This window comes from Sphingomonas sp. LY29, assembly GCF_035593985.1.
Lineage (GTDB): Bacteria > Pseudomonadota > Alphaproteobacteria > Sphingomonadales > Sphingomonadaceae > Sphingomicrobium.
Map to the genome: position 1 here is coordinate 1,460,196 of NZ_CP141587.1, position 23,536 is coordinate 1,483,731.

Here is a 23,536-nt window from a genome sequence, read left to right on the forward strand (position 1 = left end):
GGCGCTTCATGGCAGAGCAGCACAACCACCTCTATCTCGTCGACGGATCGAGCTACATCTTCCGCGCCTATCACCGGCTTCCGCCGCTGACCAACCGTCACGGCGTGCCCGCGGGCGCGGTCTATGGCTATACCGCGATGCTGTGGAAGCTCGCCGATGGGCTGAACAAGGCCGACGGGCCCACCCATATGGCGGTCATCCTGGACGCGTCGTCGCACACGTTCCGCAACGAGATGTACGACCAGTACAAGGCGCACCGGCCGCCGCCGCCCGAGGATCTGGTCCCGCAATTCCCGCTGATCCGCACCGCCACCCGTGCCTTTTCGATCCCGTGCATCGAGACCGAGGGGCTGGAAGCCGACGACATCATCGCCTGCTACACCAAGGCTGCGCTGGCCGCCGGCTGGTCGACGACGATCGTGTCGAGCGACAAGGACCTGATGCAGCTGATCGAGCCGGGCGTGGACATGCTCGACACGATGAACGACCGGCGGATCGACGCCGAGTACGTGACGGCAAAGTTCGGCGTCCCGCCCGAGAAGCTGGGCGACGTCCTGGCGCTGATGGGCGACAGCGTCGACAACGTCCCGGGCGTCCCAGGCATCGGTCCTAAGACCGCGAGCCAGTTGATCAACGATTTTGGGACGCTGGAAGCGGTGCTGGCGGGCACCGAGTCGATTAAGAAGCCCAAGCTGAAGCAGTCGCTGATCGACCATGCCGACAATGCGCGTCTGTCGCGCGAGCTGGTGCGGCTGGAGTGCAACGCGCCGCTGCCCGAACCGCTCGAGGATCTTGCGCTGAAGGGCATCCCGCCCGAGCCGCTTCGCGAATTCCTGGAGGACATGGGGTTTAAGTCGCTGCTCAATCGCGTCGGCGGAAGCGGCGGGAGCAACGGCGCGTCGGGATCGGCGGGGACGATTGCTGCCGTCATGACGCCGGCCGCGCCAAAGCCGGCCGAGCCCGACAAGATTACCGTCGACCGCACCAAATATGAGACGGTAACGACCGAGGAAGCGCTCGACGCGTGGATCGCCGAGGCGCGCCACCAGGGCTTCGTCGCGGTCGATACCGAAACCGACTGCATCGATTGCATCGTGGCAAAGCTGGTTGGGATCAGCCTGGCGACGCAGCCTAACAAGGCCTGCTACATCCCGATCGGTCATGGCGGTGGCGACCTGTTGAGCGAGGCGCCGTCGCAGCTTCGCGCCGACGTGGTGCTGGCTAAGCTGAAGGACCTGCTCGAGGACCCGGCGGTGCTCAAGATCGGGCACAACCTCAAATATGACTGGGTGATGTTCGCCAAGGCTTGGATTACCGTCGCGCCTTATGACGACACACTGGTGATGAGCTTTGACCTCGACGCCGGGCGGTCGGGGCATGGCATGGACGAACTTGCCAAGGCGCATTTCGAGCATGAGTGCATCAGCTTCAAGTCGGTGTGCGGGGTCGGCGCGAAGCAGATCACCTTCGACAAGGTGCCGCTCGAAGCAGCGACGGAATATGCCGCCGAGGATGCCGACATCACGCTGCGCCTGTGGCAGCGGCTGAAGCCGCGCGTCACTGCCGAGGCGGTTGCGAGCGTCTACGAAATGGTCGACCGGCCATTGGTCGCAACCATCGCGCGGATGGAGCGGCGCGGGGTGCGAGTCGACCGCGACTATCTGGCGCGGTTGTCGGGCACCTTCGCCGAGGAAATCGGCAAGCTGGAAGGGCAGGTCTACGAAGCCGCCGAGGGTCCGTTCACGATCGGCAGCCCGCAGCAGTTGGGGCAGGTGCTGTTCGATCGGCTTGGTCTGAAGGGCGGGCGCAAGGGCAAGAGCGGGCAATATTCGACCGACGTGACCGAGCTGGAGCGGCTCGCGGCCGAGGGCGTTCCGGTGGCGCGGCTGGTGCTCGACTGGCGCCAGCTTACCAAGCTGAAGAACACCTACACCGACGCGCTTCAGGCGCAGATCAATCCCGAGACGGGGCGCGTCCACACCAGCTTCAGCCTGTCGGGCGCGCAGACGGGGCGGCTGTCGTCGACCGAGCCGAACCTGCAGAACATCCCGATCCGCACCGAGATCGGCCGCCAGATCCGCGACGCCTTCGTTGCCGAGCCCGGGCATGTGCTGATGAGCGCCGACTATAGCCAGATCGAGCTTCGATTGGCGGCGCACATGGCCGACGTCCCGCAGCTGAAGGAGGCTTTCGCCGCGGGCGAGGATATCCACAGCATGACCGCCGAGGAGTTGTTCGGAAGCGTCGACCGCGACACGCGCGGCAAGGCGAAGACGGTCAACTTCGCCATTCTTTACGGCATTTCCAGCTGGGGGCTTGCCGGTCGGCTGGGCGTTAGCCGCGAAGAGGGGAAGGCGATCATCGACCGCTATTTCGAGCGGTTCCCTGGCATCAATGCCTATATCAACGACACGCTGAACTTCGTTCGGGAACATGGCTTCACGCGCACCCTGTTTGGCCGGAAGACCCATTTCCCGAACATCCGCGCGTCGCAGCAGAACCTTCGCCAAGGCGCCGAGCGCGCCGCGATCAACGCGCCGATCCAGGGGACCAGCGCCGACCTGATCAAACGCGCGATGAACCGCATGGACGGCGCGCTGATCGACGCTGGCCTGCCCGACGTGCGCATGTTGCTTCAGGTCCACGACGAATTGGTGTTCGAAGTGCCCGAAGGCCAGGTCGAGCAGGCCGCCGAGGTCGTGCGCGCTGTGATGGCGCACGCGGCCGAGCCGGCGATGACGCTCGACGTACCGCTGGGTGTCGAAGTGGGATCGGGCGCGCACTGGGGCGCCGCGCATTGAACGAGCCGGGGGGCCCTTCCACGCCAGCCACCGCAGCACCGTCAGCGGACCTCGCCGCGCTGGCGCGTGGCGGGCGGATCAACTTTTTCGGCTTCGTGCTGCGGCTCGCGGCGCGCCTGCCGTTTCTGTTCATCGCCGGGCGGATTTACGGCGCGGAGGCACTCGGCCGCTTCGCCTATGCCGTCCTTATCCTGGAATTCGCGTCGCAACTGGCGACGCTCGGCCTCAAGCGCGGGCTCGCGCAGCAGCTGGCCAAGAACGACAAGCCGCATGTCCATGTCGTGTGGGACGCGCTGCTGGTGGCGGCGATCGGATCGGCGATCGCGATGGCGCTGCTTGCCTTCCTGCCGCAGATCATGTTCCCCAACTCGGAAATCACCGGGTTGGAATGGATGCTGCCGGTGACGGTGATCGCGCTTGCCTGGTCGGACATCAGCCTGGCCGCGCTCGCCTATCGCCACGATGTCGGATCGACGGTTCGCGCGCGGTCGATCGTGGAGCCGTGGATCATCTCGATTGCGGCCTTCGTCTGGTCATACATCTCGCTGCGTGACGGACTGATCATTGCCTACGCGCTGTCGATGATCGGCGCGCTGATCGCGTCGATGATCCCGTTCCTGCGCGCCTATGGCCTGCCGTACGGATGGAAGCCCGATCCCGGCACCTTATGGACCTTGGCGCGGCGCAATTTACCCGTCGCCGCTGCCGACGCGGTCGAATGGGGTTCGCGGCGTATCGACATTGCGGTGCTCGGGCTGTTCTTCTCGCCCGCGGTGGTCGGAATCTATTATGTCGCGCAGCAGGTCGCGTCGTTGCCGTCAAAGCTGAAGACCAGCTTCGACCCGATCCTGGGTCCGGTGATCAGCCGCAACCTGGCCATCGGCGACAGACAAGCAGTCGCGCAGCAAGTTCGGCAGGTCGGCTTCTGGGTCATCGCGGCGCAGGGCGGCGTGGCGCTAGCGCTCGGAATTCCCGGCGAGGCGGTGATGGGATTGGTCGGCGCGGGCTTCGTCGCCGGCACTGCCGCGCTCGCGTTCCTGCTGGCGGCCGAAGTGGTGGCCGCGACCGCCGCGGTCAGCGAGGCCGCGCTGATCTATACCGCGCGCCACCGCAACATGATGATCAGCTTGGTGATGATCGCGCTGGAGGCGGGCCTCGCCGCAGGCCTGATTCTGGCGATGCGTGCGCTCGATTGGCCGATCATGTGGCAGGCGACCGGGCCCGCCATTGCCCTCGCGCTGGCGCTCGCCTTCGCGGCGGTGGTGAAGTCTCGGCTGCTCGCCAAGATCCTCGGCGCGGGCGTGTCGGGATGGCGCTGGCCGCTGGTCTGGGCGGCCGCCGCGGCGATGCTCGTCGGCCAGCTGGTGATCCGCCTGCCCGAGTGGATGGAGCTGATTGTCGGTATCCCCGCGATCCTGCTCGCCTTCGGCGCGGTGCTGTGGACCAAGGGCTTCGGCCCCGCCGACCGCGAGCTCTTCAAGATGCGCAAGGCCGACATCGCCGAACTCAACGAAGCCGAAAGCGACGCGACCCCGCGGCCTTGATTGACCGCACTGCGCGAGGCGTGGCGGCTCAGTGTCGGAAGTGGCGCATTCCCGTGAAGACCATTGCGAGGCCGGCTTCGTTGGCGGCGTCAATCACGTCCTGGTCGCGCATCGATCCGCCTGGTTGGATGACCGCGGTCGCGCCTGCTTCGGCGGCGGCGAGCAGGCCGTCGGCGAAGGGAAAGAAGGCATCCGAGGCGACCGCCGAGCCGACAGTGCGAGGCTGGTCCCAGCCATGCGATTCGGCCGCTTCACGAGCCTTGATCGCGGCGATGCGCGCGGAGTCGCGGCGGTTCATCTGCCCTGCGCCGATCCCGGCGGTGACGCCGTCCTTGGCATAAACGATCGCGTTCGACTTGACGTGCCGCGCGACGGTCCAGGCGAACAGGCAGTCGTCGAGTTCCTGCGCCGTGGGTGCGCGGGCGGTGACGACCTTGAGCTGGTCGCGCGAGACATGGCCGTTGTCGCGGTCCTGGATCAGCAGGCCGCCAGCGATGACCGCGACGCTCTGCCCGCCGCGACGCGGATCGGGCAGCGAGCCGGTCAGCAACAGCCGCAAATTCTTCTTGGCGGCGAACAGCGCGATCGCATCGGCGTCGGCGTCGGGTGCCACGACGACTTCGGTGAAGATGCCGGTGATCGCTTCGGCGGTCGCGCGGTCGAGCGTGCGGTTGACCGCGACGATCCCGCCAAAGGCCGACACGTCGTCGCACGCCAAAGCCTGAACCCAGGCGTCGTGCAGCGTGTCGCCGGTGGCGACGCCGCAGGGGTTAGCGTGCTTGACGATCACCACCGTCGGCGGACCGTCGCGAAATTCGGCGACGAGTTCGAGCGCGGCGTTGGCGTCATTGAGATTGTTGTAGCTGAGTTCCTTGCCCTGCACCTGCCGCGCCTGCGCGACGCCGGGGGTCGACGGACCGGCGGGCAGGTAGAGCGCCGCCTTCTGATGCGGATTTTCTCCGTAGCGAAGGTCCATCGCCTTTTTGCCGACGATGAAGCGCGCTTGCGGATAAGTTTGCCCCTGGTCGGCAAAAGCGAACCAGGAGGCGATCATCGCATCGTAGGCGCCGGTGGTGGCATAGGCCTTGGCAGCCAGGCGGCGACGGAGGTCGAGCGTGGTGCCGCCCTGTTCGGCAAGCTGGGCAAGCGTTTCGGCATAATCGGCAGGGTCGGTCAGCACCGCGACATGGTCGTGGTTCTTCGCGGCCGAGCGGATCATCGCCGGGCCGCCAATGTCGATATTCTCGATGATCGTCGCGCGGTCGGCGCCCTTCGCCACGGTCGCTTCGAACGGATAGAGGTTGACGACGATCAGGTCGATCGCGCCGATGCCGTGCGCGTCCATCGCCGCGACATGCTCCGCATTGTCGCGAACCCCGAGCAGGCCGCCATGGACGATCGGGTGGAGCGTCTTCACGCGCCCGTCCATCATTTCCGGAAAGCCGGTCAGGTCGCTGACGTCGCGGACGTCATGGCCAAGCTCGCGAAGCCGCGCCGCCGTCCCACCGGTCGAAACCAATTCGACCCCGGCCGCGACCAACCCGCGCGCCAGCTCGTCGAGGCCGTTCTTGTCGGAAAGCGAAAGCAGCGCCCGCTTGACGGGGACGAGGCCGGTGGAGGTCATCGAGGTCTTCCTTCGTGGTCTAACTGGAGCGGCGCAACTGCCACGCGATTTCGCCGCCGACGCCGGACACTTCGCCGACGATGACGAGCTGCTGCGTCGCGCGCGCCTGGCCCGCGCCGTCGATGGCGATACTTTCCTCGACCGTCAGCATTGCCCCACGGCAGCGGAAATTCCACGGCGGGGCACCCGGCGAGCGAAGGATCGCACCCATTGCGTCGGCGGTGACGGTCGCCTCGACGCCCGGCGCGAGGTGAAAGCGGATCGCGACGGGGACCGCTTCGGCAACCTTGCGGCGGCCGCGCGGCTGCAGGCGATCTTCGCCGCGCACTTCCTTGCCGTCGTTGCCAAGGCTTATCCGCCGCTGGTGTGCGAGCCCGAAGCCGCGAACGTAGCCATCGTGGCTGGCTTCGAGCCGCGAGCAGTCGTTGTCCTCGCTGCGCTCCACGATCACGTCGGTGACTCCGCGACCGAGGTGACCGCCTTCAAGGATCGCGGTCGAATTGGTGTCGTCGAGCACGAGCGCCGAATGCGCGGCGGTGCTGCGGAGCGCTTGGACAAGATCGTCGGGCAGGTCGGTCGGCACCGCGCCCGGCCCGCCGCAATTGACGATCAGGCGCTGCGCGCCGTCGCTCATTTCCAGTCCCAGCGTCGAGGCGGAGCCGCGCGGCGCCATGCGTGGCGGCGGCGGCGGGGCGGCGTCGAGGACGACGATGGTGCCAAGCGCGCTCAGGCGCTGGTACCCCCACCCGCGCGCCGCGCGCAGCGGGCGGGTGCGAAGGCCGCAACCTTCGACCAGCGCCAGCACGCGTGCCGGATCGCCGGGATTGCCGCCTTGCCATGACGACAGCGCATTATCACCCATCGTGACGCCATGAAGCGCAGCGAGCGCGGCGGTGGCGGCGCTGTCGAGCGCGTCGGGCACCCCCTGCTTCGCCGCGAAATAGGCCGAGCGGACGAGCGCGAGGCGATCGACCAGCAGCATCTGTTCGGATGGCGACCGGCTCATCAGCCCGCCGTCGTCGAACTGCGCTGACGCGAGTGCGCGCATCAGTCCGCTTTCGGCGCGCGACAGGCGCGAAATGCCGCCCTGCATCGTCAGCGCGGCGACGACCGCCCCGGCCCAGGCAGTGATGCGGGTCAGCCCTGGCGGCGCCTTGTCCGCGCTGGCGTCCAGGTGGCGCGCGCCGCGCGCGAGCGTGTTGAGCAGCGCCGAGCGATAGCCGGCGTCGCGGCTCGAGAGAATGTACGGCGCGTAAGCGGTCCAGAAGAGGATGCGTTCGCCCCACAGTTCAGGTGCCCACGCTTCGTCGACGCGGGTGCCATGCGCGATCAGCCAGCGACCGGCGATTGCTTCGGCGAGGCGCGCCCCCTTTTCGCGGCTGGCGGAGGCGGCGAGGTCGCGCAGCCACGCAAAGCTCTGCACTTCGCGCGCCAGCGGCCCGCGCGTGCCAACCGCGGCGAAGTCAATGTCGGACAGCGACACTGCGCCGCTGCCGAGCATCAGCCGTCCGGAGAGCAGCGCATCGCCGCGGCGGCGGTCACCGATGACATGATCACGCGGAACGGCGACGAGACGGAGCGGTCCGCGGCCTTGCTTGAACAACCGCGTGAACAGCGAACCGCGAGCGAGTTTGCCGACGACGTCGTCGCTCATGCGGCTCCTCGAAGCGCGGCGATGTTGGCGGCGTATTGTTCGGGGCCACCCCGGAAGGCGGCGGTGCCTGCGACGAGCGCGGTCGCGCCCGCATCGACCGCCTGGCGCGCGGTGACGGGATCGATCCCGCCGTCGACTTCGATGTCGAGGGTGAGATTCTTCTTCGCCGCCATCTTCGCGATCGCCTCGATCTTCTTGAGCTGGCTGGCGATGAACTTCTGTCCGCCGAATCCCGGATTGACGCTCATGACGAGGACGAGGTCGACTTCCTCGATGACATAGTCGAGCATTTTCGCCGGGGTGGCGGGATTGAGCGAGACGCCGGCCTTCTTGCCGAGCGCCTTGATCCGCTGGATCGAGCGGTGAAGATGCGGGCCGGCTTCGGGATGGACAGTGATCATGTCCGCCCCCGCCTCGGCAAAGGCGTCGAGGAAATTATCGACCAGGCTGATCATCAAGTGGACGTCGAACGGCTTGGCACTGTGCGGGCGCAGCGCCTTCACCACGCCCGGCCCGATGGTGATGTTGGGGACGAAGTGGCCGTCCATCACGTCGATGTGGATCCAGTCCGCGCCCGCGGCGTCGATCGCCCGGACCTCCTCGCCCAGCTTGGCGAAATCGGCGGACAGAATCGACGGGGAGATGAAGGGAGCGGCCATGGGACCGATTAGCCGCGATCAGCCGGTTCGGACAAGGTGTGCGGCGAAGAAGCCGTCGAGTCCGCCTGCCTCCTCGATCATGCCCGGAAGGATGCGTAGCCAGCCGCGCGCATGTGGCGTCACGCCGCCGACCACCTCGGCCGCAGGTTCGATCCGGAAATCGGGACGGTCGGCGAGAAACTGGTCGATCCGTTGCTCGCCTTCGGACGGTTCGAGCGAGCAGACCGCGTAGACCAGGCTCCCGCCGGGGCGGACCCATTCGGCGGCACGGGCGAGCAGCCGGGCCTGAAGCGCCGACGTTTCCTCGATGATCGACGGCCGGGCGCGGTAGAGGACTTCGGGGTGACGGCGGAAGGTGCCCGTCGCCGAGCAGGGCGCGTCGAGCAGCACCGCGTCGTACGGCGCGTCGGGCTGCCATTCGAACACGGCGCCGACGATGCGATCGGCGGCGAGGCCGGTGCGCTCCATATTTTCGGCCAGTCGTGCCAGACGACTTTCCGACCGGTCGAGCGCGGTAACGGCGTGGCCGGCGGCGGCGAGCTGCATCGTTTTTCCGCCCGGCGCGGCGCACGCGTCGAGCACGCGCACCGCGTCGGTTGGGATCAACCGCGCAGGGAGCGAGGCAGCAAGGTCCTGCACCCACCAGCCGCCCTCGCCATAGCCCGACAGCGCCTGCACTGATCCGGCGTCGGCGACACGGCGATGGCGCGGCGCCAGCGCAGTGCCGTCGGGAAAAGCGTCGGCATCCTCCTGGGTCGCGAAGCTGAGGTCGAGCGGCGGACGCTGCGCGATCGACCGGCGCGCGGCGTCGACCATTGGATCGCCCCATGCCTCGCGCCAGCGTTCCTCGACCGCGTGCGGGAGCAACGGCGCGTCGATCGGCGATAGGCCGCGACGAAGAAGCGTACCGAGCACGCCATGGACGAGTCGGCGCGGACCCCCGTCGACCAGCGGCAACGCGGTCGAGACGACGGCATGGTCGGGCGTGCCGAGACCGATCTTCTGCGCAAGCGCCAGGCGGAGCACCATCCGCGCCTTGGCATCGTCGGCCAGGTTGAGCCGCGTCGCGCTGTCGATCAGCGCATCGAAATCGGGCAGGCGCCGAAGCGTCTCGCCGACGATCGCCAACGCCAGCGCGGCGTCGGCGGGCGGCAGGCGTCCCGCGGTCTGCGCGGCATTGTCGACGGTCTGGCCGCGGCGAAGCACGGCTTCGAGGATGCGCAGCGCGGCGGCGCGCGCCGGGAGGCCGTCGGGTTGCTGATCGTGCTGATCGGGTCTTGGCATGGCGCCCCTTACGCATCATCTGGGACTTATGAAACGCCCATCGCATGTGAAGCCGCCGGCGCACCTGACGCCATCGCCGCCGGTCCCCACGCCCGAGCCGGTCGATCCGCCCCCGCCCGCAGGGGAAGAGGATAAGCCCGACCCGACCCGCTATGGCGACTGGGTCAAGAAGGGCATCGCAATCGACTTCTAGTGCGCTTCAGGGCGCGGCGGGCGCGACAGCAGCGCCTCCAGCACCGATTCGACCGCGACCTTGCCTTCGAGCAGCGCCGCGACCGCCGCGACGATCGGCATGTCAATTCCGCGTTCGTGCGCGATCCGGTTGAGGACGGGCGCAGTATGCGCTCCTTCCGCGACCGTCCGACGGTCCGCCATAAGGCTTGCCGCGTCGCGGCCCTCGCCGATGGCTTTGCCTAGCGAGAAATTGCGGCTGCTGGTCGAGGAGCAGGTCAGCACCAAGTCGCCAAGCCCGGACAGGCCGACCAATGTTTCGCGGCGCGCGCCCATCGCCAAGCCGAAGCGCGTCATCTCGGCAAAACCTCGCGCGATCAGTGCCGCGCGGGCGTTCTGGCCGAGGCCGCGCCCCTCGACGACGCCGCAGGCGATGGCGAGCACGTTCTTGACCGCGCCCCCGACTTCGGCGCCGGCAACGTCGTCGGTGAGGTAGGTGCGGAAATGCGGCAACGCGATCCGGTCGCGAAGCCGCTTGGCGACCTCTTCATCCTCGCACGCCAGCGTGACCGCGGTCGGCAGGCCCGCGACGACTTCATGCGCGAAGGTCGGCCCTGACAGCACCGCGACGGGCGAAGTCGGGCAGACTTCGCGCGCGACGTCGTGAAGCATCCGGCCCGACCCTTCCTCGATCCCCTTCGAGCACAGGATCAGCGGCTTGCCCGGACAGGGCGACCGGCCGAGCACCGCGCGCATGTGCTGCGCCGGGGTGACCACCAGCCATGCGTCGCAACTGGCCAGGTCGGAGAAGTTGGAGGTGGCGCGGATCGCAGGATCGAGCTTCGCGCCTTTCAGATAGACTGGATTTTCATGGATGCGGTTGATCGCGGACACGACATCGTCCTCGAGCGCCCACAACAACGTGTCGCGCCCGCCCCATGCCGCGACCTGCGCCAGCGCGGTTCCCCAGGCGCCGCCACCGATCACTGCCAGCCGTTCGATCGTCATGCCTTCACCCCTGCCCCGCGCACTGCCTCACCCGCCGGGTCGAGCGGCCAGCGCGCCCGCGCCGGCGCGTCGAGCCCGTCGACCAGCCGGGCCGCGAAGCGCTCGGCCCCGGCCCAGCCGATCATCGCGGCATTATCGGTGCACAGCCATGCCGGCGGCACCGAGAAATTGCGGCCCTGATCCTCGGCCAGCTTGGCCAGCGCGGTGCGAACCCCGGCATTGGCGGCGACCCCGCCTGCGACGACCAGGCTGGGCGCGTCGCTCGCGGCAAGCGCGATGCGGGTGCGGTCGACGAGGCAATCGATCACCGCCTGCTGGAAACTGGCGGCGATGTCCGCGGGGGCATAGTCGCTTGAGACGACTGCGCGCTGCACCGCGCCTTTGAGGCCGGCAAAACTGAAGTGCGGCTCACCGCTTCCGACCAGCGGGCGTGGCAGCGGGACGGCGCGCGGGTCGCCGTCGGCGGCGAGCGCCTCGATCGCGGGACCGCCGGGATAGGGAAGGTCGAGCAGCTTGGCAGTCTTGTCGAACGCCTCGCCGGCGGCATCGTCGATCGTCGTGGCCAGCCGACGATAGTCGCCGACCCCGCGCACTTCCAGCAATTGGCAATGGCCGCCGCTGACGAGCAAGAGGACGTAGGGAAAGTCGAGCGACACATCGACCAGCCGCGGGCTGAGCGCATGGCCTTCGAGGTGGTTGACCGCGATCAGCGGCTTGCGCGCGCTCAGGGCCAGCCCCTTGCCGAGCATCAGACCCACCATCACCCCGCCGATCAGTCCGGGACCAGCGGTCGCGGCGACCGCGTCGATGTCGCCGATCGAGACGTCGGCTTCGTGCAGCACCTGTCGAACCAAGGTTGGCAGAATTTCGACATGCGCGCGCGCCGCGACCTCGGGCACGACTCCGCCGAACGGGCGGTGCGCGTCATTTTGTCCGACGACCGCCTGCGCCAGGATCTGACGGTCCGACCCGACCAGCGCGGCGGCGCTGTCGTCGCAGGAGGATTCAAGGGCCAGGATCAGTGCCATGCGACAAGGCCTTTGCCTCAATCCCCGGCTTTGCGCTAGCGGGGGCGCCAGTCATGACCCAGCCCGTCTTCACCCTTGGTTCGCGCGGATCTCCGCTGGCGCTCGCGCAGGCGCGGATGGCGGCCGCCGCGTTGGAGCAGGCGCACGGCTGGCCGACCGGGTCGGTCAAGATCCGCGTCGTCAAGACCAGCGGCGACCGCATCCAGGATCGCCCGCTGGCGGAGGTCGGCGGCAAGGCGCTGTGGACCAAAGAACTCGACCTTGCGCTGTTGGCGGGCGAAACCCACGCGTCGGTCCATTCGATGAAGGATGTCGAAAGCGAGCGCCCCGACACGCTGGCGATCGCGGCGATGCTGCCACGCGCCGACGTTCGCGACCGGCTGATCGGCGCGGCGTCGGTGTCGGACCTGCCGCAAGGCGCGCTCGTCGGGAGCAGTTCGCCCCGCCGCACCGCGCAATTGCTTCGGCTTCGTCCCGACCTGCGGCTGGTGTCGATCCGCGGTAACGTCGATACCCGCCTGGCCAAGCGCGACGCGGGCGAGGTCGATGCGACGCTGCTGGCGGCGGCGGGCCTCGACCGACTTGGCCGTCATGACGTCGGCGTTCCCATCCCCGAAATGCTTCCCGCCCCGGCGCAGGGGGCGGTAGGGATCGAGTGCCGCGCCGACGACGGCGCGACGCGCGCGCTGCTGACCGCGATCGATCATGGCGATACCTGCGCCGCGGTCGCCGCCGAGCGCGCCTTCACCCGCGCGCTGGGCGGATCCTGTCATTCGCCGGTCGCGGCGCTGGCGATCGTCAAGGACGGCGCGATTCACTTCCGCGCGCAGATTTTGAGCGAGGACGGCCGCGAGGCGATGCAGGCCGACACCCACTTTGCCGTCGGCGAGACGGACCGCGCAGAGGAATTGGCGCGCGAGATGCTGGCCAGCGCGCCCCACGCGATCCGCCAGCTGTTCGATCCCAAGTGAGGCCGCTGGTCCTGCTCCGCCCCGAGCCGGGCCTGTCGCAGAGCATGGCGAAAGCGCAGGCGGCGGGCCTGACGGCAATCGCCTGCCCCTTGTTCGACGTCCAGTCGGTCGCATGGAAGGCGCCCGATCCGGCGAGATATGACGCGCTGCTGCTCACCAGCGCCAATGCCATTCGGCATGGCGGTAAGGAGCTTGCCGCGCTGTCCGCGCTGCCCGTCCACGCGGTCGGAGATGCCACTGCTGAGGCAGCACGGCAGGCTGGTTTTACAGTGGCGTCGGTCGGCTCGGGTGGCGTCGACGCGTTGCTGGCGACGCTTGCCCCCGGATTGCGCCTGGTTTCGCCCGGCGGAGAAGATCGCCATGTGCCGCTGAGGGAAGTCGACATGGTGACGGTGTATCGAGCCGCCGCCGTTGCCGACCCCGAACTTCCGACCGAGCGCGATTGCGTTTTCGCGGTGCACAGCCCCCGAGCGGGCGCGCGGCTGGCGGAACTGGTGACGACCCGGACCGACGCGACGATCGCCGCGATCAGCGAGGCCGCGGCCGTCGCTTGCGGTGACAGCTGGCGCGAGATCGCAGTGGCGGAGCGACCCGACGACGAGTCGTTGCTGGCCCTTGCGGCGCGGCTGTGTCAGACATCGCCGCGATCATGAGCGCGACCTACAACCCGCAGACCCCGAACTGGACCGCGCGCATCGCCTGGGCCCTGCTGCTGATCATCGCCGGCGCCGCGCTCGCGACGTGGGGATTGGCGAAGTGGGAAGCCGGTGCGCGCTTCCTCGGCGTCGCGCCGAGCGAACCGCTTCAGATCGTTCGTCAGCCGGTCGCGCTTCGCGAAGTGGCGGTGCCGGTCACCGGTACCTCTGCAGTCGATGCGGCGCGCCTGGCGGCGCTCGAGACCCGGCTGACGGGGTTGGAGAATGCGACGCAGGCCGCCGCCGGATCGCTCGGGCGCGCCGACGCCCTGCTGATCGCCTTTGCCGCGCGCCGCGCGATCGATCGCGGGGTTGCCCTTGGTTATCTCGAGCCGCTGCTGGTCCAGCGCTTCGGCGCACAGCACCAGGCGGCGGTCGCCACGATCATCACCTCGTCGCGCGAGCCGGTGCGCCTCGATGCGCTGACCGCCGAGCTCGAAGCGCTCGGTCCCGCGCTTCGTGGCGGAAGTCCCGACGAGAATTGGTGGGATGCGATGCGGCGCGAATTCGGGACGATCGTGTCGGTCCACCGCGCCGATGCCCCCTCCCCGCAGCCGCAGGCACGGTTCGACCGGGCGCTGGCGCGGGTCAAGGCGGGCGAAGTCGATGCCGCGCTGGCCGAGACGATGCGGCTGCCCGGCGCAGCCAATGCCGGACCGTGGATCGCGCGGGCGCGGCGCTACATCGCCTCGCATCGCGCGCTCGACGAGGTCGAGTCGGGCGCGCTGCTGGGCGGCGGGCAACCGGCGCCGTTGCCGCCCGCCCATTAGAGGGTTGGCAAAGCGAATCCGATTTGCGAGTCTGCCCCGACGTGCAAGCCGCGGTTCAGCAATTCGCTGCTAACGCCTTCACAACGCGCCAATAGTCGAGGGGGATTTTGACGCCATGACGCCCGTACCGCACCGCCTGTTGATCGCGGCAGGCCTTGTCGCCGCCGCCGGTCCGGCGAGCACCCAGTCGCTGGCCAACGACCCGCTGGCCCCGCTGCCGCCCGTTACCCGCACGAATTCGCCCACGCCGCAACCGCCCATGCTCGGCCGGGCGCCGGGCGGGCAGACCTCTCTGGCGCCGGCGGCGCTCCGTGACCGCGTCGGCGCGCTCGGACGCGCCTTCAACGGTCGCGCCGGGATTTCCGTGGTGTCGCTGCGCGACGGATGGCAGGCCGATTACAACGCGAACACGCTATTCCCGCAGCAAAGCTGTTCGAAATTGTGGGTCGCGATCGCGGCGATGGATGCGGTCGACCGGGGCCGGGTCAAGCTGACCGACCGCGTGACGCTCGGCCGAAGCGACCTGACCCTGTTCCACCAGCCGCTGGCGTCGAAGATTCTTGGCGGCGGCCACACCACCACGTTGGGCGCGCTGATGACGACCGCGATCACCCAGAGCGACAACACCGCCAACGACAAATTGATGCGGTCGGTCGGTGGTCCCGATGCGGTGCGCGACATGATCGCGGCCAAGGGGCTTGGCGCGATTCGGTTCTATAATGGCGAGCGTGCGCTTCAGTCGCGCATCGCCGGGCTGATCTGGACGCCGAGCTATTCGATCGGCGACGCCTTCTACAAGGCGCGCAGCGCGCTGCCGATGTCGGTCCGCCGCGCGTCGTTCCAGCGCTACATCGAAGATCCCTATGACGGCGCGGCGCCGCATGCGGTGGCGATCGCGCTGGCGCGGCTCAAGCGCGGCGAATTGCTGTCGCCCGCGTCGACCGGCAAGCTGCTGTCGACGATGGCGTCGACGCGCACCGGCGCGCTTCGCGTTCGGGCCGCCCTGAAGCCCGGCTGGAAGTGGAGCCACAAGACCGGCACCGGCCAGAATCTGGGTGGACGTGTCGGCGGGATCAACGACATCGGAATCCTGACCGCGCCCGACGGCAGCGACTATGCGATGGCGATCATGACCGTTCCCAACAAGACCGACGGCGAAGCGCAGACGATGATGCAGGCGGTCACGCGCGCCGTCATCGCGGCGCACGAAGCGCGGCGTGGCGGCTGACGAGGTCGGTCCCGCGGCGCGGCTGGCGGCGCTGGGCGGCGTCCAGCGCTTTCCCAACCGCGCGCTCGAGCTATTCGTCGTCCGCGAGTTCCTGAGCGAGGCCGACTGCGACGCCCTGTGCGCGATGATCGATGCGAAGCGGCGGCCGTCGACGATCGCCGACGATCTGGGCGATCCGGGCTTCCGGACCAGCGAAACCTGCGATTTGGATGGCGATCATCCACTCGTGGCGCGGGTGCGGACGATGCTGAGCGAGGTCACCGGCATCCCGCTCGACCGCGCCGAGCCGATCCAGGGGCAACGCTACGCCCCCGGGCAGGAATTCAAGCCGCACACCGACACCTTCAACCCCGGGGGCGCCGACTTCTTCGTTCACACCGCGGATCAGGGGCAGCGGACCTGGACCGCGATGCTCTACCTAAACCAGCCCGAGGACGGCGGTGCGACACGCTTCAAGATTCTCGGCAAGACGATCCAGCCGGAAACCGGCAAGCTGCTGCTGTGGAATAACCTGCTGGCCGACGGCGCCCCGAACAACGCCTCCCTCCATCAGGGAATGAAGGTGCGCAGAGGCGCCAAGTACATCATCACCCAATGGTATCGGGAGCGCGCGGCAGCCTAGCGGTAGGACAAAGGAAAGGTCGTCCGAAGCGCGGCGACCTTCGGCCGGTCATGCGCCAAAATATACGGATGGCGCGGATTCTTGGCCATGAAGTCCTGATGATAGGCTTCGGCCGGGTGGAAGACGCCCAATTTCTCGATCCTGGTGACGATCGGCCGCGGATAGGCGCGGGCGGCGGTCAGCTGCGCGATGTAGGCCCGCGCCTGCGTCGCCTGCGCCGCGCTCGTCGGGAAGAGCGACGTGCGATATTGCGTGCCGGTGTCCGGACCCTGTCGGTTGAGCTGCGTCGGGTCGGTGATCACCGAGAAATAGATTCGCATCAGGTCGGCGTAGCGGACCACGCGCGGATCGAAAGTGACCCGCACGACCTCGGCATGACCGGTGCTTCCCGCCGAGACGCTGTCGTAAGTCGGCTTGGCCGTCGCGCCGCCGGCATAGCCCGACACGGCCGACTGAACCCCGCGCACATGTTCGAACACGCCTTCGACGCCCCAGAAGCAACCGCCGGCGAAATAGGCCACTTCGCGGGGGCCCGAGGCGGGAATGATGGTCTTGGGGACGGGCATGGCGACGCTAGCGCCCTGCGAGGGCGAGGAAGCGAGGACCGCGACGATCGCGGCGCCGGCGGCGAGGGGAATGAGAATGCGCATAGCCATAGCTACGGCGCATAGCATGATTCGGCTTCGGCCAGGATGAACGGATCGGATGAAGACCGGCGCCGACGTCCCCCGGACATCGGCGAAAAATGGAGCGGGCGAAGGGATTCGAACCCTCGACCCCAACCTTGGCAAGGTTGTGCTCTACCCCTGAGCTACGCCCGCTCTGGCGCCACACGCGGCACGATGTGCCGGTCGGGTGGAGCGGGCGCCTAGCATCGCCCCATGAGGTGCGCAACCCCTCTCTGCGCGATGCTTGCCGCCAACAGCGCCGATGCCCATATGCCTGCTCAACAAGAAGGAGGTACGGCGTGGCGACATTGGGCATGACAGAGGCGGAGCGCGAAGCGATCGAGCGATTCCAGCGCGACGTGATCGAGCCGTCGATGACCAGCCTCGTGATCCTCGATTTCTGGGCCGATTGGTGCGGGCCGTGCAAGCAGCTTGGCCCCGTGCTCGACAAGGTCGCGGCGGACTATGCCGACAAGGGCGTGATCCTGGCGAAGATCGACGTCGAGGCCGACAAGCTGATCGCCTCGCAATTCCGCATCCAGTCGATTCCGACCGTCTACGCGATTTTCCAGGGGCAGCCGGTCGCCGACCTGACCGCGCACCGCACGGAGGCGCAGTTGAAGCGCGCGCTCGATCAATTGCTCGGCCAGTTGCCAGTCAAGGGCGCAGCGCAGGATCTGGCGGCGCAGGTCGAGCCGCTGATCGCGATGGGCGAAGAAGTGCTGGCCGAGGGCGATGCGCCGCGCGCCGAATCGATCTTTGCGCAGATCCGCGACATGGACCCCGACAATCCCGCGGTGATCGGCGGGCTGGCGCGCGCGATGATCGAGGGCGGTCGGACCGACGAAGCGCGGTCGCTGCTGGACGGCGTCGGCGAGGAAGCGGCCAATCATGCGGCCATCGCCCGCGCGCGCGCTGCGCTCGACTTGGCGTCGGCGCCGGTGGCTGACGTTTCGGCGGAGGAAGCGCGGCTGTTGACCAATCCCGACGATCATGAGGCGCGCTACGCGATCGCGCAGGCGAAGCTGGCCGCGGGAGACCGAGATGCCGCCGCCGATGCGCTCCTGACGATCATCGAACGGGACCGCGAGTGGAACGAGGGCGCCGCGCGCACCCGCTTCCTGCAGATGCTGGAGGCCGCCGGGCTCGAGGATCCGTGGGGCCGCGCCCAGCGCCGTCGCCTGTCGTCGCTGCTGTTCACGTGATGGGCGCCGAACCGCTTCGCCTGCCGCTGTTCCCGCTGGCCGGCGCGATCCTGTTCCCCCGCTCGCAGCTGCCGCTGCACATCTTCGAGCCGCGTTATCGCGACATGGTGCGCGACGCGCTCGCCGGTGCCGGGCGAATCGGGATGATACAGCCGAGCGGTGACGGCGATCCCGCGCCGCTGTTCCGGTCAGGCTGCGTCGGCGAGATCGTCGGCGTCGAGGAGATGGAGGACGGGCGCTACAACATCGTCCTGCAGGGTTCGACGCGTTTCCGGCTGATCGCCGAGCGCGACTTGGGTACCACCTATCGCCAGGCCGACGTCGACATCGCCGCCTTCGACGATGCCGAGCCCGATCCCCTTTCGCTCGTCCAGCGATCCGATGTCGAGCGCGAGGCGCGCCGCTTCGGCGATGCGCTCGGCCTTGCGGTCGACTGGGATGCGGTCGGGCGGCTCGACGACGAAATGCTGGTCAATGCAATCGCGCAGGTCGCACCGTTTGATCCGGGCGCGAAGCAGGCGCTGCTGGAGGAAGCGACACTCGCGGGCCGTGCCGACCTTGTCGTCCAGCTGATGCAGTTCCAGCGGATGGCACCCGGCGGCGCCGATTCGGGCCAAACGCTTCAATGACCGACGACGCAGCGGACCTCAGCGGCTGCTGGACGGGCAGCTACGCCTATCCGGGGCAGATGGAACCCGTGCCCTTTACGGTCGAGCTTCGCGACGATGGCGGCCGGCTGAGCGGGCTGTGCCAGGAAGACGGCATCGGCTTCGGCCGGACCGGCACGATGACCGCCACCTTGTCCGGGACGCGGAGTGGCACCGGGGTCAGCTTCACCAAGATCTACGACGCGCACGATGAACTGATCGAACCGGTGACCTATGACGGCCTGGTGCAGGACGACGGGCACGAGATTGGCGGCGAATGGCACATCGTCGGCCAATGGAGCGGGCCGTTCGTGATGACCCGCCCGCGCACCGCCACCGCGAATGGAGAGGTCGAGATCGGCGAGACGGTCGAGCCGCCGCTCGCCTAGATCGGGAGCCCGCGCAGCAGCAGCGGCAGATCGCCGCTCGTTCCGCGCGCTTCGTCCATCAGTCGCTGCTTCACCGGGCTGATCCGATCGATCAGGCCCATGCCGAAGCGGCGCACGCGCGACGCGGTCTTGCCGGGTATACCGTAGATCCGCGTCAGGCTGTCGGTGGCAAGGCTGACCATGAACGTGTCGAGCCCGCGCCAACGCTGGTAACGGTCGAGCAATTGCCGGTCGCCGAGGTCCTGCCCGAGCCGCGCGCCTTCAACCAGCACCTGCGCCAGCGCGGCGGCGTCGCGATAGCCAAGATTGACGCCCTGCCCCGCGATCGGATGAATGCCGTGCGCGGCATCACCGACCAGGGCGAGCCGCCGATCGGTGATCTGCGCGGCATGATGGAAACCGAGCGGGTAGGTCGCGCGCGGGGCCAGCATCGACACCTTGCCGAGGAAGCCACCCATCGCGGCCTCGGCCTCGGCGGCGAAATCCTCGTCGCTGAGCGCAAGAAGGCCAGCCGAATCGGCAGTGGAGACCGACCAGACGATCGCCGAGCGATGTCCAACCTCGTCGTCGATCATCGGCAGCAATGCGAAGGGACCCGCCGGATAGAATATCTCGTAGGCGACCTCTTCATGCGGCCGCTCGTGACGGAGCGTCGAGACGATCGCGGCGTGGTCATATTTCCACCGCGCCATGCGGATGCCCGCCGCGTCGCGAGTCGGCGAGTTGCGCCCCTCGGCCGCGACCAGCAATGGCGCGCGCACGACCGCGCCATCGTCGAGCGTCGCGGTCACGCCATGCTCGCCGCGATCGATGCTGACCGCGCGGCGGTTCCAGCGGAGGTCGATCCTTCGCCCCGCCTCGGCACGCGCGAGCAACGCAGCGCGCAGGTGGCGATTCTCGTTCATCCAGCCGAGCGGCTCGTCCTCACCCTCCGGATCGAAGCTCAGCCCGCCCGGGGCAAGCCCGTCGGCAACCTCGATCCGGCGGATCGGGCAGCCCGGCACGGGGAAATGGTCGCTGATCCCGACGGTGTCGAACATCCGTTTCGACGACGACGACAGCGCACTGGTACGGCCGTCGAACTTGGCATCCTTGCGGTCCGCCGGATCGGCGGGATCGATGACGATGGCGGAAAGGCCGCTGGCGTCGAGCGCAGCGGCCAGCGCCAGTCCGACCAGGCCGCCGCCGAGGATGATCACGTCGCTTCGTTCCATGATTCCCTGTTAGTGGTCGCATGCCGACGAGGGAAGCCTTGCCCCGGAGTCCAGCGACAGGCACAATCATGGCCAACGATTTTTCGACTTCGGGGGAAGTGACGTCATGGCGACCGCCGCGCAGCGGGCTCAAAAGCGGGATCTTGGCCCCGACTGGCGCGAATCGCTGGCCGCGTCGGTCGGCAGATTCGCTCGCAGGACCGTGGGCATCGGCCTGATCGGACTGTCGATCGCGCTGTTCGTGGCGCTGCTGACGCATTCGAGCGTCGATCCAAGCTTCACCACCGCCGCGGGTGGACCGCCGACCAACTGGCTCGGCGCGTTCGGATCCTACGCCAGCGATGCGATGCTGTTCCTGTTCGGCCCCGCCTCGGCGCTGTTCCTGCCGCTCGTCGCGCTCGCCGGGCTTCGCCTCGTGCGCGGCGTCGACACCGGGCGGATCGGCCGCGCGATCCTCGTCGCGGCGCTGGGCGTGATGTTGATCGGGATCGCGCTGGGGCTGTATGCGGGATCGGCCGTGTCTGGTCTTCCCGCCGGTTACGGCGGCGCGCTGGGTCTGGCGGGCGCTTATGGGGTCGACGCGGCGGTGGGCGCGATCGGCAATCCGGCGATTGAGGGCCCGCTGCGTCTGTCGCTGATGGTGCTGCTGGTTCTCGCCGGGTTCGTCGTCGGCTGGTTCGCGCTCGGCGTTCGCGACGAGGAAAAGGAATGGGCGACCGAACGCCTTCGCCGCGAGCCCTCGGGCGTGGTCAAGCCGCCGCGCCGCTCTCAGGCCTCGCGCCTAGTAGAGGACGAGGACGGCGTCGCCACGCCGCCGCGCTCGCGTCCCGCGGTCGCGGTGACCGAGCCCGCCAAGGCGATCGCGCCGGCCAAGGCCGCGCCGAAGAAGGGCAAGGCGCCCGGACAAGCGAGCCTCGCGCTCGGCGACAATTATCAACTGCCCCCGATCGCGCTGCTCGCCGCCGCGCCGGAGAAGGGCAAGAACGTCATCGACCGCGCCGGGTTGGAGCGGAACGCGCGCCTTCTCGAAAGCGTGCTCGAGGATTTCCACGTCCGCGGTGACATCGTCGAGGTTCGCCCCGGCCCGGTCGTCACCATGTACGAGCTGGAGCCTGCCAGCGGGATCAAGGCCAGCCGCGTGATCCAGCTGGCCGACGACATCGCGCGCAACATGTCGGCATTGTCGGCGCGCGTCGCGACGATCCCGGGGCGGAGCGTGATCGGTATCGAGCTTCCCAACACCAAGCGCGAATCGGTGGCGCTGAGCGAGCTCATCGGAAGCCAGGCGTTCGAAGACCAGAACATGTCGCTCCCGCTGATCCTGGGCAAGAATATCTCTGGCGACCCGGTCATCGCCGATCTGGCGCCGATGCCGCACCTGCTCGTCGCCGGCACGACCGGGTCGGGCAAGTCGGTCGGCCTCAACTGCATGATCCTGTCGCTGCTCTATCGCATGGGCCCCGACGAGTGTCGGATGATCATGATCGATCCCAAGATGCTCGAGCTGAGCATATACGACGCGATCCCGCACCTTCTGGCGCCGGTGGTGACCGAGCCGGGCAAGGCGATCCGCGCGCTCAAGTGGACCGTCGAGCAGATGGAGGAACGATACCGGATGATGGCGAGCCTCGGCGTTCGCCAGCTGGCCAGCTTCAATCAGAAGGTTCGCGATTCGAAGGCCAAGGGCGCACAACTCGGCCGCAAGGTGCAGACCGGCTACAACGCCGACACCGGCCAGCCGGTCTATGAGACCGAAGAGCTGGAATATGAGGTCCTGCCGCAGATCGTCGTGGTCGTCGACGAGCTCGCCGACCTGATGATGACCGCGGGCAAGGAAGTCGAATTCCTGATCCAGCGGCTGGCGCAGAAGGCGCGCGCGGCGGGCATCCACCTGATCATGGCGACGCAGCGGCCGTCGGTCGACGTCATCACCGGCGTCATCAAGGCGAACCTGCCGACCCGCATCAGCTTCCAGGTGACCAGCAAGATCGACAGCCGCACCATCCTTGGCGAGCAGGGCGCCGAGCAGCTGCTTGGCAAGGGCGACATGCTCTACATGCCGGGTGGCAAGCAGATCCTTCGCGTCCACGGCCCGTTCGTCAGCGACGACGAGGTTCGCGCGGTTGCCGACCATTGGCGCAAGCAGGGCGTTCCCGACTACATCCAGGCGGTCACCGAGGAGCCCGAGGACGGCGGCTATCAGCTCGACGGTGCGCCGGTTGGCGACGACGATCCCGAGACGCAATTGTACCGCAAGGCGATCCAGATCGTCGCCGAAAGCCAGAAGGCATCGACCAGTTACCTGCAGCGGCAGATGCGCGTCGGCTACAACAGCGCGGCGCGGTTGATCGAACGGATGGAGAAGGACGGGCTGGTCGGCCAGCCCGACCATGTCGGCCGCCGCGAAGTGCTGATCGATACCGACGGTCATCCGCTCTGATCGAGGCCTTTCCCACCTGAACCTAGCGGAACCCTTGGGTTCAGGGCGCATTCAAGGCGCGAGCGCCATTCGTGGCGCAATGATTTTCCAGGAGCTTTCCATGACTTTTGCAACCACCCTGTCGCGCGCGCTGATTCCGGTCGCGCTGGTCGCGACCGTTGCTGCGCCTGCCGCGGCGCAGAGCAACGACCTCCGCGCGGTCCAGCAGAGCCTGGCCGCGACCAGTTCGATGACCGCCAACTTCCTGCAGGCCGACGGCCGTGGGCGGCAGATGGCCGGGACGCTGACGCTCAAGCGTCCGGGCAAGATCCGCTTCGCTTACGGCGGCGGCGTGAACATGCTGCTCGTCGCGAATGGCAAGACGCTCAACTTCATCGATTATGACGTCGGGCAGAAGTCGAGCTGGCCGATCGGCAAGTCGCCGCTGGCGGTGCTGCTGTCGCCTACCCCCGACCTTGGCCGGATCGCGCGCCTTCAGCCCAGCGACAACAAGAACGTCGTTGTCGTCCGCGCGCGCGATGCTCGCCGTCCCGAATTCGGCACGATCGTGCTTGCCTTCCAGCGTGCCGCGGGTGCGCCGGGCGGGCTCCGCCTCGAAGGCTGGACCGCGATCGACGCGCAGAACAAGCGCACCACGGTGCGGCTGTCGAACCAGCGCTACAATGTCGCCGTGCCCGACAGTGCGTTCAACTTCGCCGAGCCGAAGCGCAAGAAAGCGTAGCTTTTCACAACGGTTAAGCTTCGCGACAGCTTCGCTGACGTAAGCCAAACATGATCGTCGCCACCGGGGTTTCCCCCTGTTACCCGCGCGACGCGACGATCGCCTTGCGTGACGAACGCTTGGTTGGCCCTCGCTCCATGCCCCCGGAGCGGGGGCCTTTTACTTGCGGCCTCCGTGGCGCAGCCGCTAAGCC

At 68.1% G+C, this 23,536-nt stretch carries 21 protein-coding genes and 1 tRNA gene; 13 read left to right on the plus strand and 9 right to left on the minus strand.

Annotated elements, in window-relative coordinates:
* Window positions 1–8 precede the first annotated feature (8 nt).
* Together polA and SH584_RS07405 are read left to right on the plus strand one after the other, a co-directional pair.
* Window positions 9–2,801 carry a DNA polymerase I gene (gene polA / locus SH584_RS07400; protein WP_324805956.1) on the plus strand — a complete coding sequence of 931 codons (2,793 nt, stop codon included), beginning with the start codon at window positions 9–11 and terminating at the stop codon, window positions 2,799–2,801.
* Window positions 2,798–4,345, plus strand: coding sequence for a lipopolysaccharide biosynthesis protein (locus SH584_RS07405; RefSeq protein ID WP_324805958.1), 1,548 nt, complete (start codon window positions 2,798–2,800; stop codon window positions 4,343–4,345). Before polA ends, SH584_RS07405 begins: the two co-directional genes overlap by 4 nt.
* Before the next feature lie 28 nt (window positions 4,346–4,373).
* Here SH584_RS07405 and purH read toward each other — a convergent pair whose 3' ends face one another.
* From purH to SH584_RS07425, 4 genes are read right to left on the minus strand one after another with little or no spacing between them, the layout of a single operon-like run.
* Window positions 4,374–5,969, minus strand: a complete 1,596-nt coding sequence (gene purH, locus SH584_RS07410; RefSeq protein ID WP_324805960.1) for a bifunctional phosphoribosylaminoimidazolecarboxamide formyltransferase/IMP cyclohydrolase — start codon at window positions 5,967–5,969, stop codon at window positions 4,374–4,376.
* 19 nt (window positions 5,970–5,988) lie between these two features.
* Window positions 5,989–7,623 carry a heparinase II/III family protein gene (locus tag SH584_RS07415; RefSeq protein ID WP_324805961.1) on the minus strand — a complete coding sequence of 545 codons (1,635 nt, stop codon included), beginning with the start codon at window positions 7,621–7,623 and terminating at the stop codon, window positions 5,989–5,991.
* Window positions 7,620–8,282: a ribulose-phosphate 3-epimerase gene (gene rpe / locus SH584_RS07420; RefSeq protein ID WP_324805963.1), complete on the minus strand. Its 663-nt coding sequence runs from the start codon at window positions 8,280–8,282 to the stop codon at window positions 7,620–7,622. The genes SH584_RS07415 and rpe overlap by 4 nt, the downstream gene beginning before the upstream one ends.
* An 18-nt stretch (window positions 8,283–8,300) precedes the next feature.
* Complete coding sequence (locus SH584_RS07425) at window positions 8,301–9,566, minus strand: RsmB/NOP family class I SAM-dependent RNA methyltransferase (RefSeq protein WP_324805964.1); 1,266 nt, start codon at window positions 9,564–9,566, stop codon at window positions 8,301–8,303.
* 28 nt (window positions 9,567–9,594) lie between these two features.
* On the opposite strand from SH584_RS07425, the gene SH584_RS07430 reads away from it, so the two are divergent.
* On the plus strand, window positions 9,595–9,759 hold the full coding sequence (locus SH584_RS07430; RefSeq protein ID WP_322841826.1) for a DUF1674 domain-containing protein: 165 nt from the start codon (window positions 9,595–9,597) through the stop codon (window positions 9,757–9,759).
* Here the strand turns inward: SH584_RS07430 and SH584_RS07435 are convergent.
* A complete protein-coding gene (locus tag SH584_RS07435; protein ID WP_324805966.1) occupies window positions 9,756–10,745 on the minus strand; it encodes an NAD(P)H-dependent glycerol-3-phosphate dehydrogenase in 990 nt (329 codons plus the stop codon). The genes SH584_RS07430 and SH584_RS07435 overlap by 4 nt on opposite strands.
* A complete protein-coding gene (tsaD, locus tag SH584_RS07440; RefSeq protein WP_324805968.1) occupies window positions 10,742–11,773 on the minus strand; it encodes a tRNA (adenosine(37)-N6)-threonylcarbamoyltransferase complex transferase subunit TsaD in 1,032 nt (343 codons plus the stop codon). Before tsaD ends, SH584_RS07435 begins: the two co-directional genes overlap by 4 nt.
* Before the next feature lie 53 nt (window positions 11,774–11,826).
* On the opposite strand from tsaD, the gene hemC reads away from it, so the two are divergent.
* From hemC to SH584_RS07465, 5 genes are all read left to right on the plus strand, one after another.
* The gene (gene hemC, locus SH584_RS07445; RefSeq protein WP_324805970.1) at window positions 11,827–12,744 is read left to right on the plus strand and encodes a hydroxymethylbilane synthase; all 918 of its coding nucleotides are present in this window, start codon (window positions 11,827–11,829) and stop codon (window positions 12,742–12,744) included.
* On the plus strand, window positions 12,741–13,397 hold the full coding sequence (locus tag SH584_RS07450; RefSeq protein ID WP_324805972.1) for a uroporphyrinogen-III synthase: 657 nt from the start codon (window positions 12,741–12,743) through the stop codon (window positions 13,395–13,397). Before hemC ends, SH584_RS07450 begins: the two co-directional genes overlap by 4 nt.
* Complete coding sequence (locus SH584_RS07455) at window positions 13,394–14,209, plus strand: hypothetical protein (protein WP_324805974.1); 816 nt, start codon at window positions 13,394–13,396, stop codon at window positions 14,207–14,209. Before SH584_RS07450 ends, SH584_RS07455 begins: the two co-directional genes overlap by 4 nt.
* 115 nt (window positions 14,210–14,324) lie before the next feature.
* Window positions 14,325–15,437: a serine hydrolase gene (locus tag SH584_RS07460; protein WP_324805976.1), complete on the plus strand. Its 1,113-nt coding sequence runs from the start codon at window positions 14,325–14,327 to the stop codon at window positions 15,435–15,437.
* On the plus strand, window positions 15,427–16,059 hold the full coding sequence (locus SH584_RS07465) for a prolyl hydroxylase family protein (protein WP_324805978.1): 633 nt from the start codon (window positions 15,427–15,429) through the stop codon (window positions 16,057–16,059). The genes SH584_RS07460 and SH584_RS07465 overlap by 11 nt, the downstream gene beginning before the upstream one ends.
* Here SH584_RS07465 and msrA read toward each other — a convergent pair.
* Together msrA and SH584_RS07475 are read right to left on the minus strand one after the other, a co-directional pair.
* A complete protein-coding gene (msrA, locus tag SH584_RS07470; RefSeq protein ID WP_324805980.1) occupies window positions 16,056–16,715 on the minus strand; it encodes a peptide-methionine (S)-S-oxide reductase MsrA in 660 nt (219 codons plus the stop codon). The genes SH584_RS07465 and msrA overlap by 4 nt on opposite strands.
* 90 nt (window positions 16,716–16,805) lie before the next feature.
* Window positions 16,806–16,880, minus strand: a tRNA-Gly gene (locus SH584_RS07475).
* A gap of 146 nt (window positions 16,881–17,026) precedes the next feature.
* Here SH584_RS07475 and SH584_RS07480 point away from each other — a divergent pair.
* From SH584_RS07480 to SH584_RS07490, 3 genes are read left to right on the plus strand one after another with little or no spacing between them, the layout of a single operon-like run.
* Window positions 17,027–17,932 (plus strand): tetratricopeptide repeat protein, encoded by a 906-nt coding sequence (locus tag SH584_RS07480; RefSeq protein ID WP_324805982.1) that lies wholly within the window; start codon window positions 17,027–17,029, stop codon window positions 17,930–17,932.
* The gene (locus tag SH584_RS07485) at window positions 17,932–18,561 is read left to right on the plus strand and encodes an LON peptidase substrate-binding domain-containing protein (RefSeq protein ID WP_324805984.1); all 630 of its coding nucleotides are present in this window, start codon (window positions 17,932–17,934) and stop codon (window positions 18,559–18,561) included. Before SH584_RS07480 ends, SH584_RS07485 begins: the two co-directional genes overlap by 1 nt.
* Complete coding sequence (locus SH584_RS07490) at window positions 18,558–18,968, plus strand: hypothetical protein (RefSeq protein WP_324805987.1); 411 nt, start codon at window positions 18,558–18,560, stop codon at window positions 18,966–18,968. The genes SH584_RS07485 and SH584_RS07490 overlap by 4 nt, the downstream gene beginning before the upstream one ends.
* Here SH584_RS07490 and SH584_RS07495 read toward each other — a convergent pair.
* Window positions 18,965–20,182, minus strand: a complete 1,218-nt coding sequence (locus SH584_RS07495) for an FAD-dependent monooxygenase (RefSeq protein ID WP_324805989.1) — start codon at window positions 20,180–20,182, stop codon at window positions 18,965–18,967. The genes SH584_RS07490 and SH584_RS07495 overlap by 4 nt on opposite strands.
* Before the next feature lie 106 nt (window positions 20,183–20,288).
* Here SH584_RS07495 and SH584_RS07500 point away from each other — a divergent pair, with 106 nt between their 5' ends.
* Window positions 20,289–22,622, plus strand: coding sequence for an FtsK/SpoIIIE family DNA translocase (locus SH584_RS07500; RefSeq protein ID WP_324805991.1), 2,334 nt, complete (start codon window positions 20,289–20,291; stop codon window positions 22,620–22,622).
* Window positions 22,623–22,722: 100 nt separating this feature from the next.
* Entirely contained in the window at window positions 22,723–23,343 is a 621-nt protein-coding gene (locus SH584_RS07505; protein WP_322841812.1) for a LolA family protein, read from the plus strand.
* Window positions 23,344–23,536: the final 193 nt, after the last annotated feature.

Bases quoted from the DNA above. Each gene is read 5' to 3' on its own strand.
- polA (WP_324805956.1), top strand. From the start codon at position 9: ATGGCAGAGCAGCACAACCACCTCTATCTCGTCGACGGATCGAGCTAC.
- purH (WP_324805960.1), bottom strand. From the start codon at position 5,969: ATGACCTCCACCGGCCTCGTCCCCGTCAAGCGGGCGCTGCTTTCGCTT.
- SH584_RS07415 (WP_324805961.1), bottom strand. From the start codon at position 7,623: ATGAGCGACGACGTCGTCGGCAAACTCGCTCGCGGTTCGCTGTTCACG.
- rpe (WP_324805963.1), bottom strand. From the start codon at position 8,282: ATGGCCGCTCCCTTCATCTCCCCGTCGATTCTGTCCGCCGATTTCGCC.
- SH584_RS07425 (WP_324805964.1), bottom strand. From the start codon at position 9,566: ATGCCAAGACCCGATCAGCACGATCAGCAACCCGACGGCCTCCCGGCG.
- SH584_RS07430 (WP_322841826.1), top strand. From the start codon at position 9,595: ATGAAACGCCCATCGCATGTGAAGCCGCCGGCGCACCTGACGCCATCG.
- SH584_RS07435 (WP_324805966.1), bottom strand. From the start codon at position 10,745: ATGACGATCGAACGGCTGGCAGTGATCGGTGGCGGCGCCTGGGGAACC.
- tsaD (WP_324805968.1), bottom strand. From the start codon at position 11,773: ATGGCACTGATCCTGGCCCTTGAATCCTCCTGCGACGACAGCGCCGCC.
- hemC (WP_324805970.1), top strand. From the start codon at position 11,827: ATGACCCAGCCCGTCTTCACCCTTGGTTCGCGCGGATCTCCGCTGGCG.
- SH584_RS07455 (WP_324805974.1), top strand. From the start codon at position 13,394: ATGAGCGCGACCTACAACCCGCAGACCCCGAACTGGACCGCGCGCATC.
- SH584_RS07460 (WP_324805976.1), top strand. From the start codon at position 14,325: ATGACGCCCGTACCGCACCGCCTGTTGATCGCGGCAGGCCTTGTCGCC.
- msrA (WP_324805980.1), bottom strand. From the start codon at position 16,715: ATGGCTATGCGCATTCTCATTCCCCTCGCCGCCGGCGCCGCGATCGTC.
- SH584_RS07485 (WP_324805984.1), top strand. From the start codon at position 17,932: ATGGGCGCCGAACCGCTTCGCCTGCCGCTGTTCCCGCTGGCCGGCGCG.
- SH584_RS07490 (WP_324805987.1), top strand. From the start codon at position 18,558: ATGACCGACGACGCAGCGGACCTCAGCGGCTGCTGGACGGGCAGCTAC.
- SH584_RS07495 (WP_324805989.1), bottom strand. From the start codon at position 20,182: ATGGAACGAAGCGACGTGATCATCCTCGGCGGCGGCCTGGTCGGACTG.
- SH584_RS07500 (WP_324805991.1), top strand. From the start codon at position 20,289: ATGGCGACCGCCGCGCAGCGGGCTCAAAAGCGGGATCTTGGCCCCGAC.
- SH584_RS07505 (WP_322841812.1), top strand. From the start codon at position 22,723: ATGACTTTTGCAACCACCCTGTCGCGCGCGCTGATTCCGGTCGCGCTG.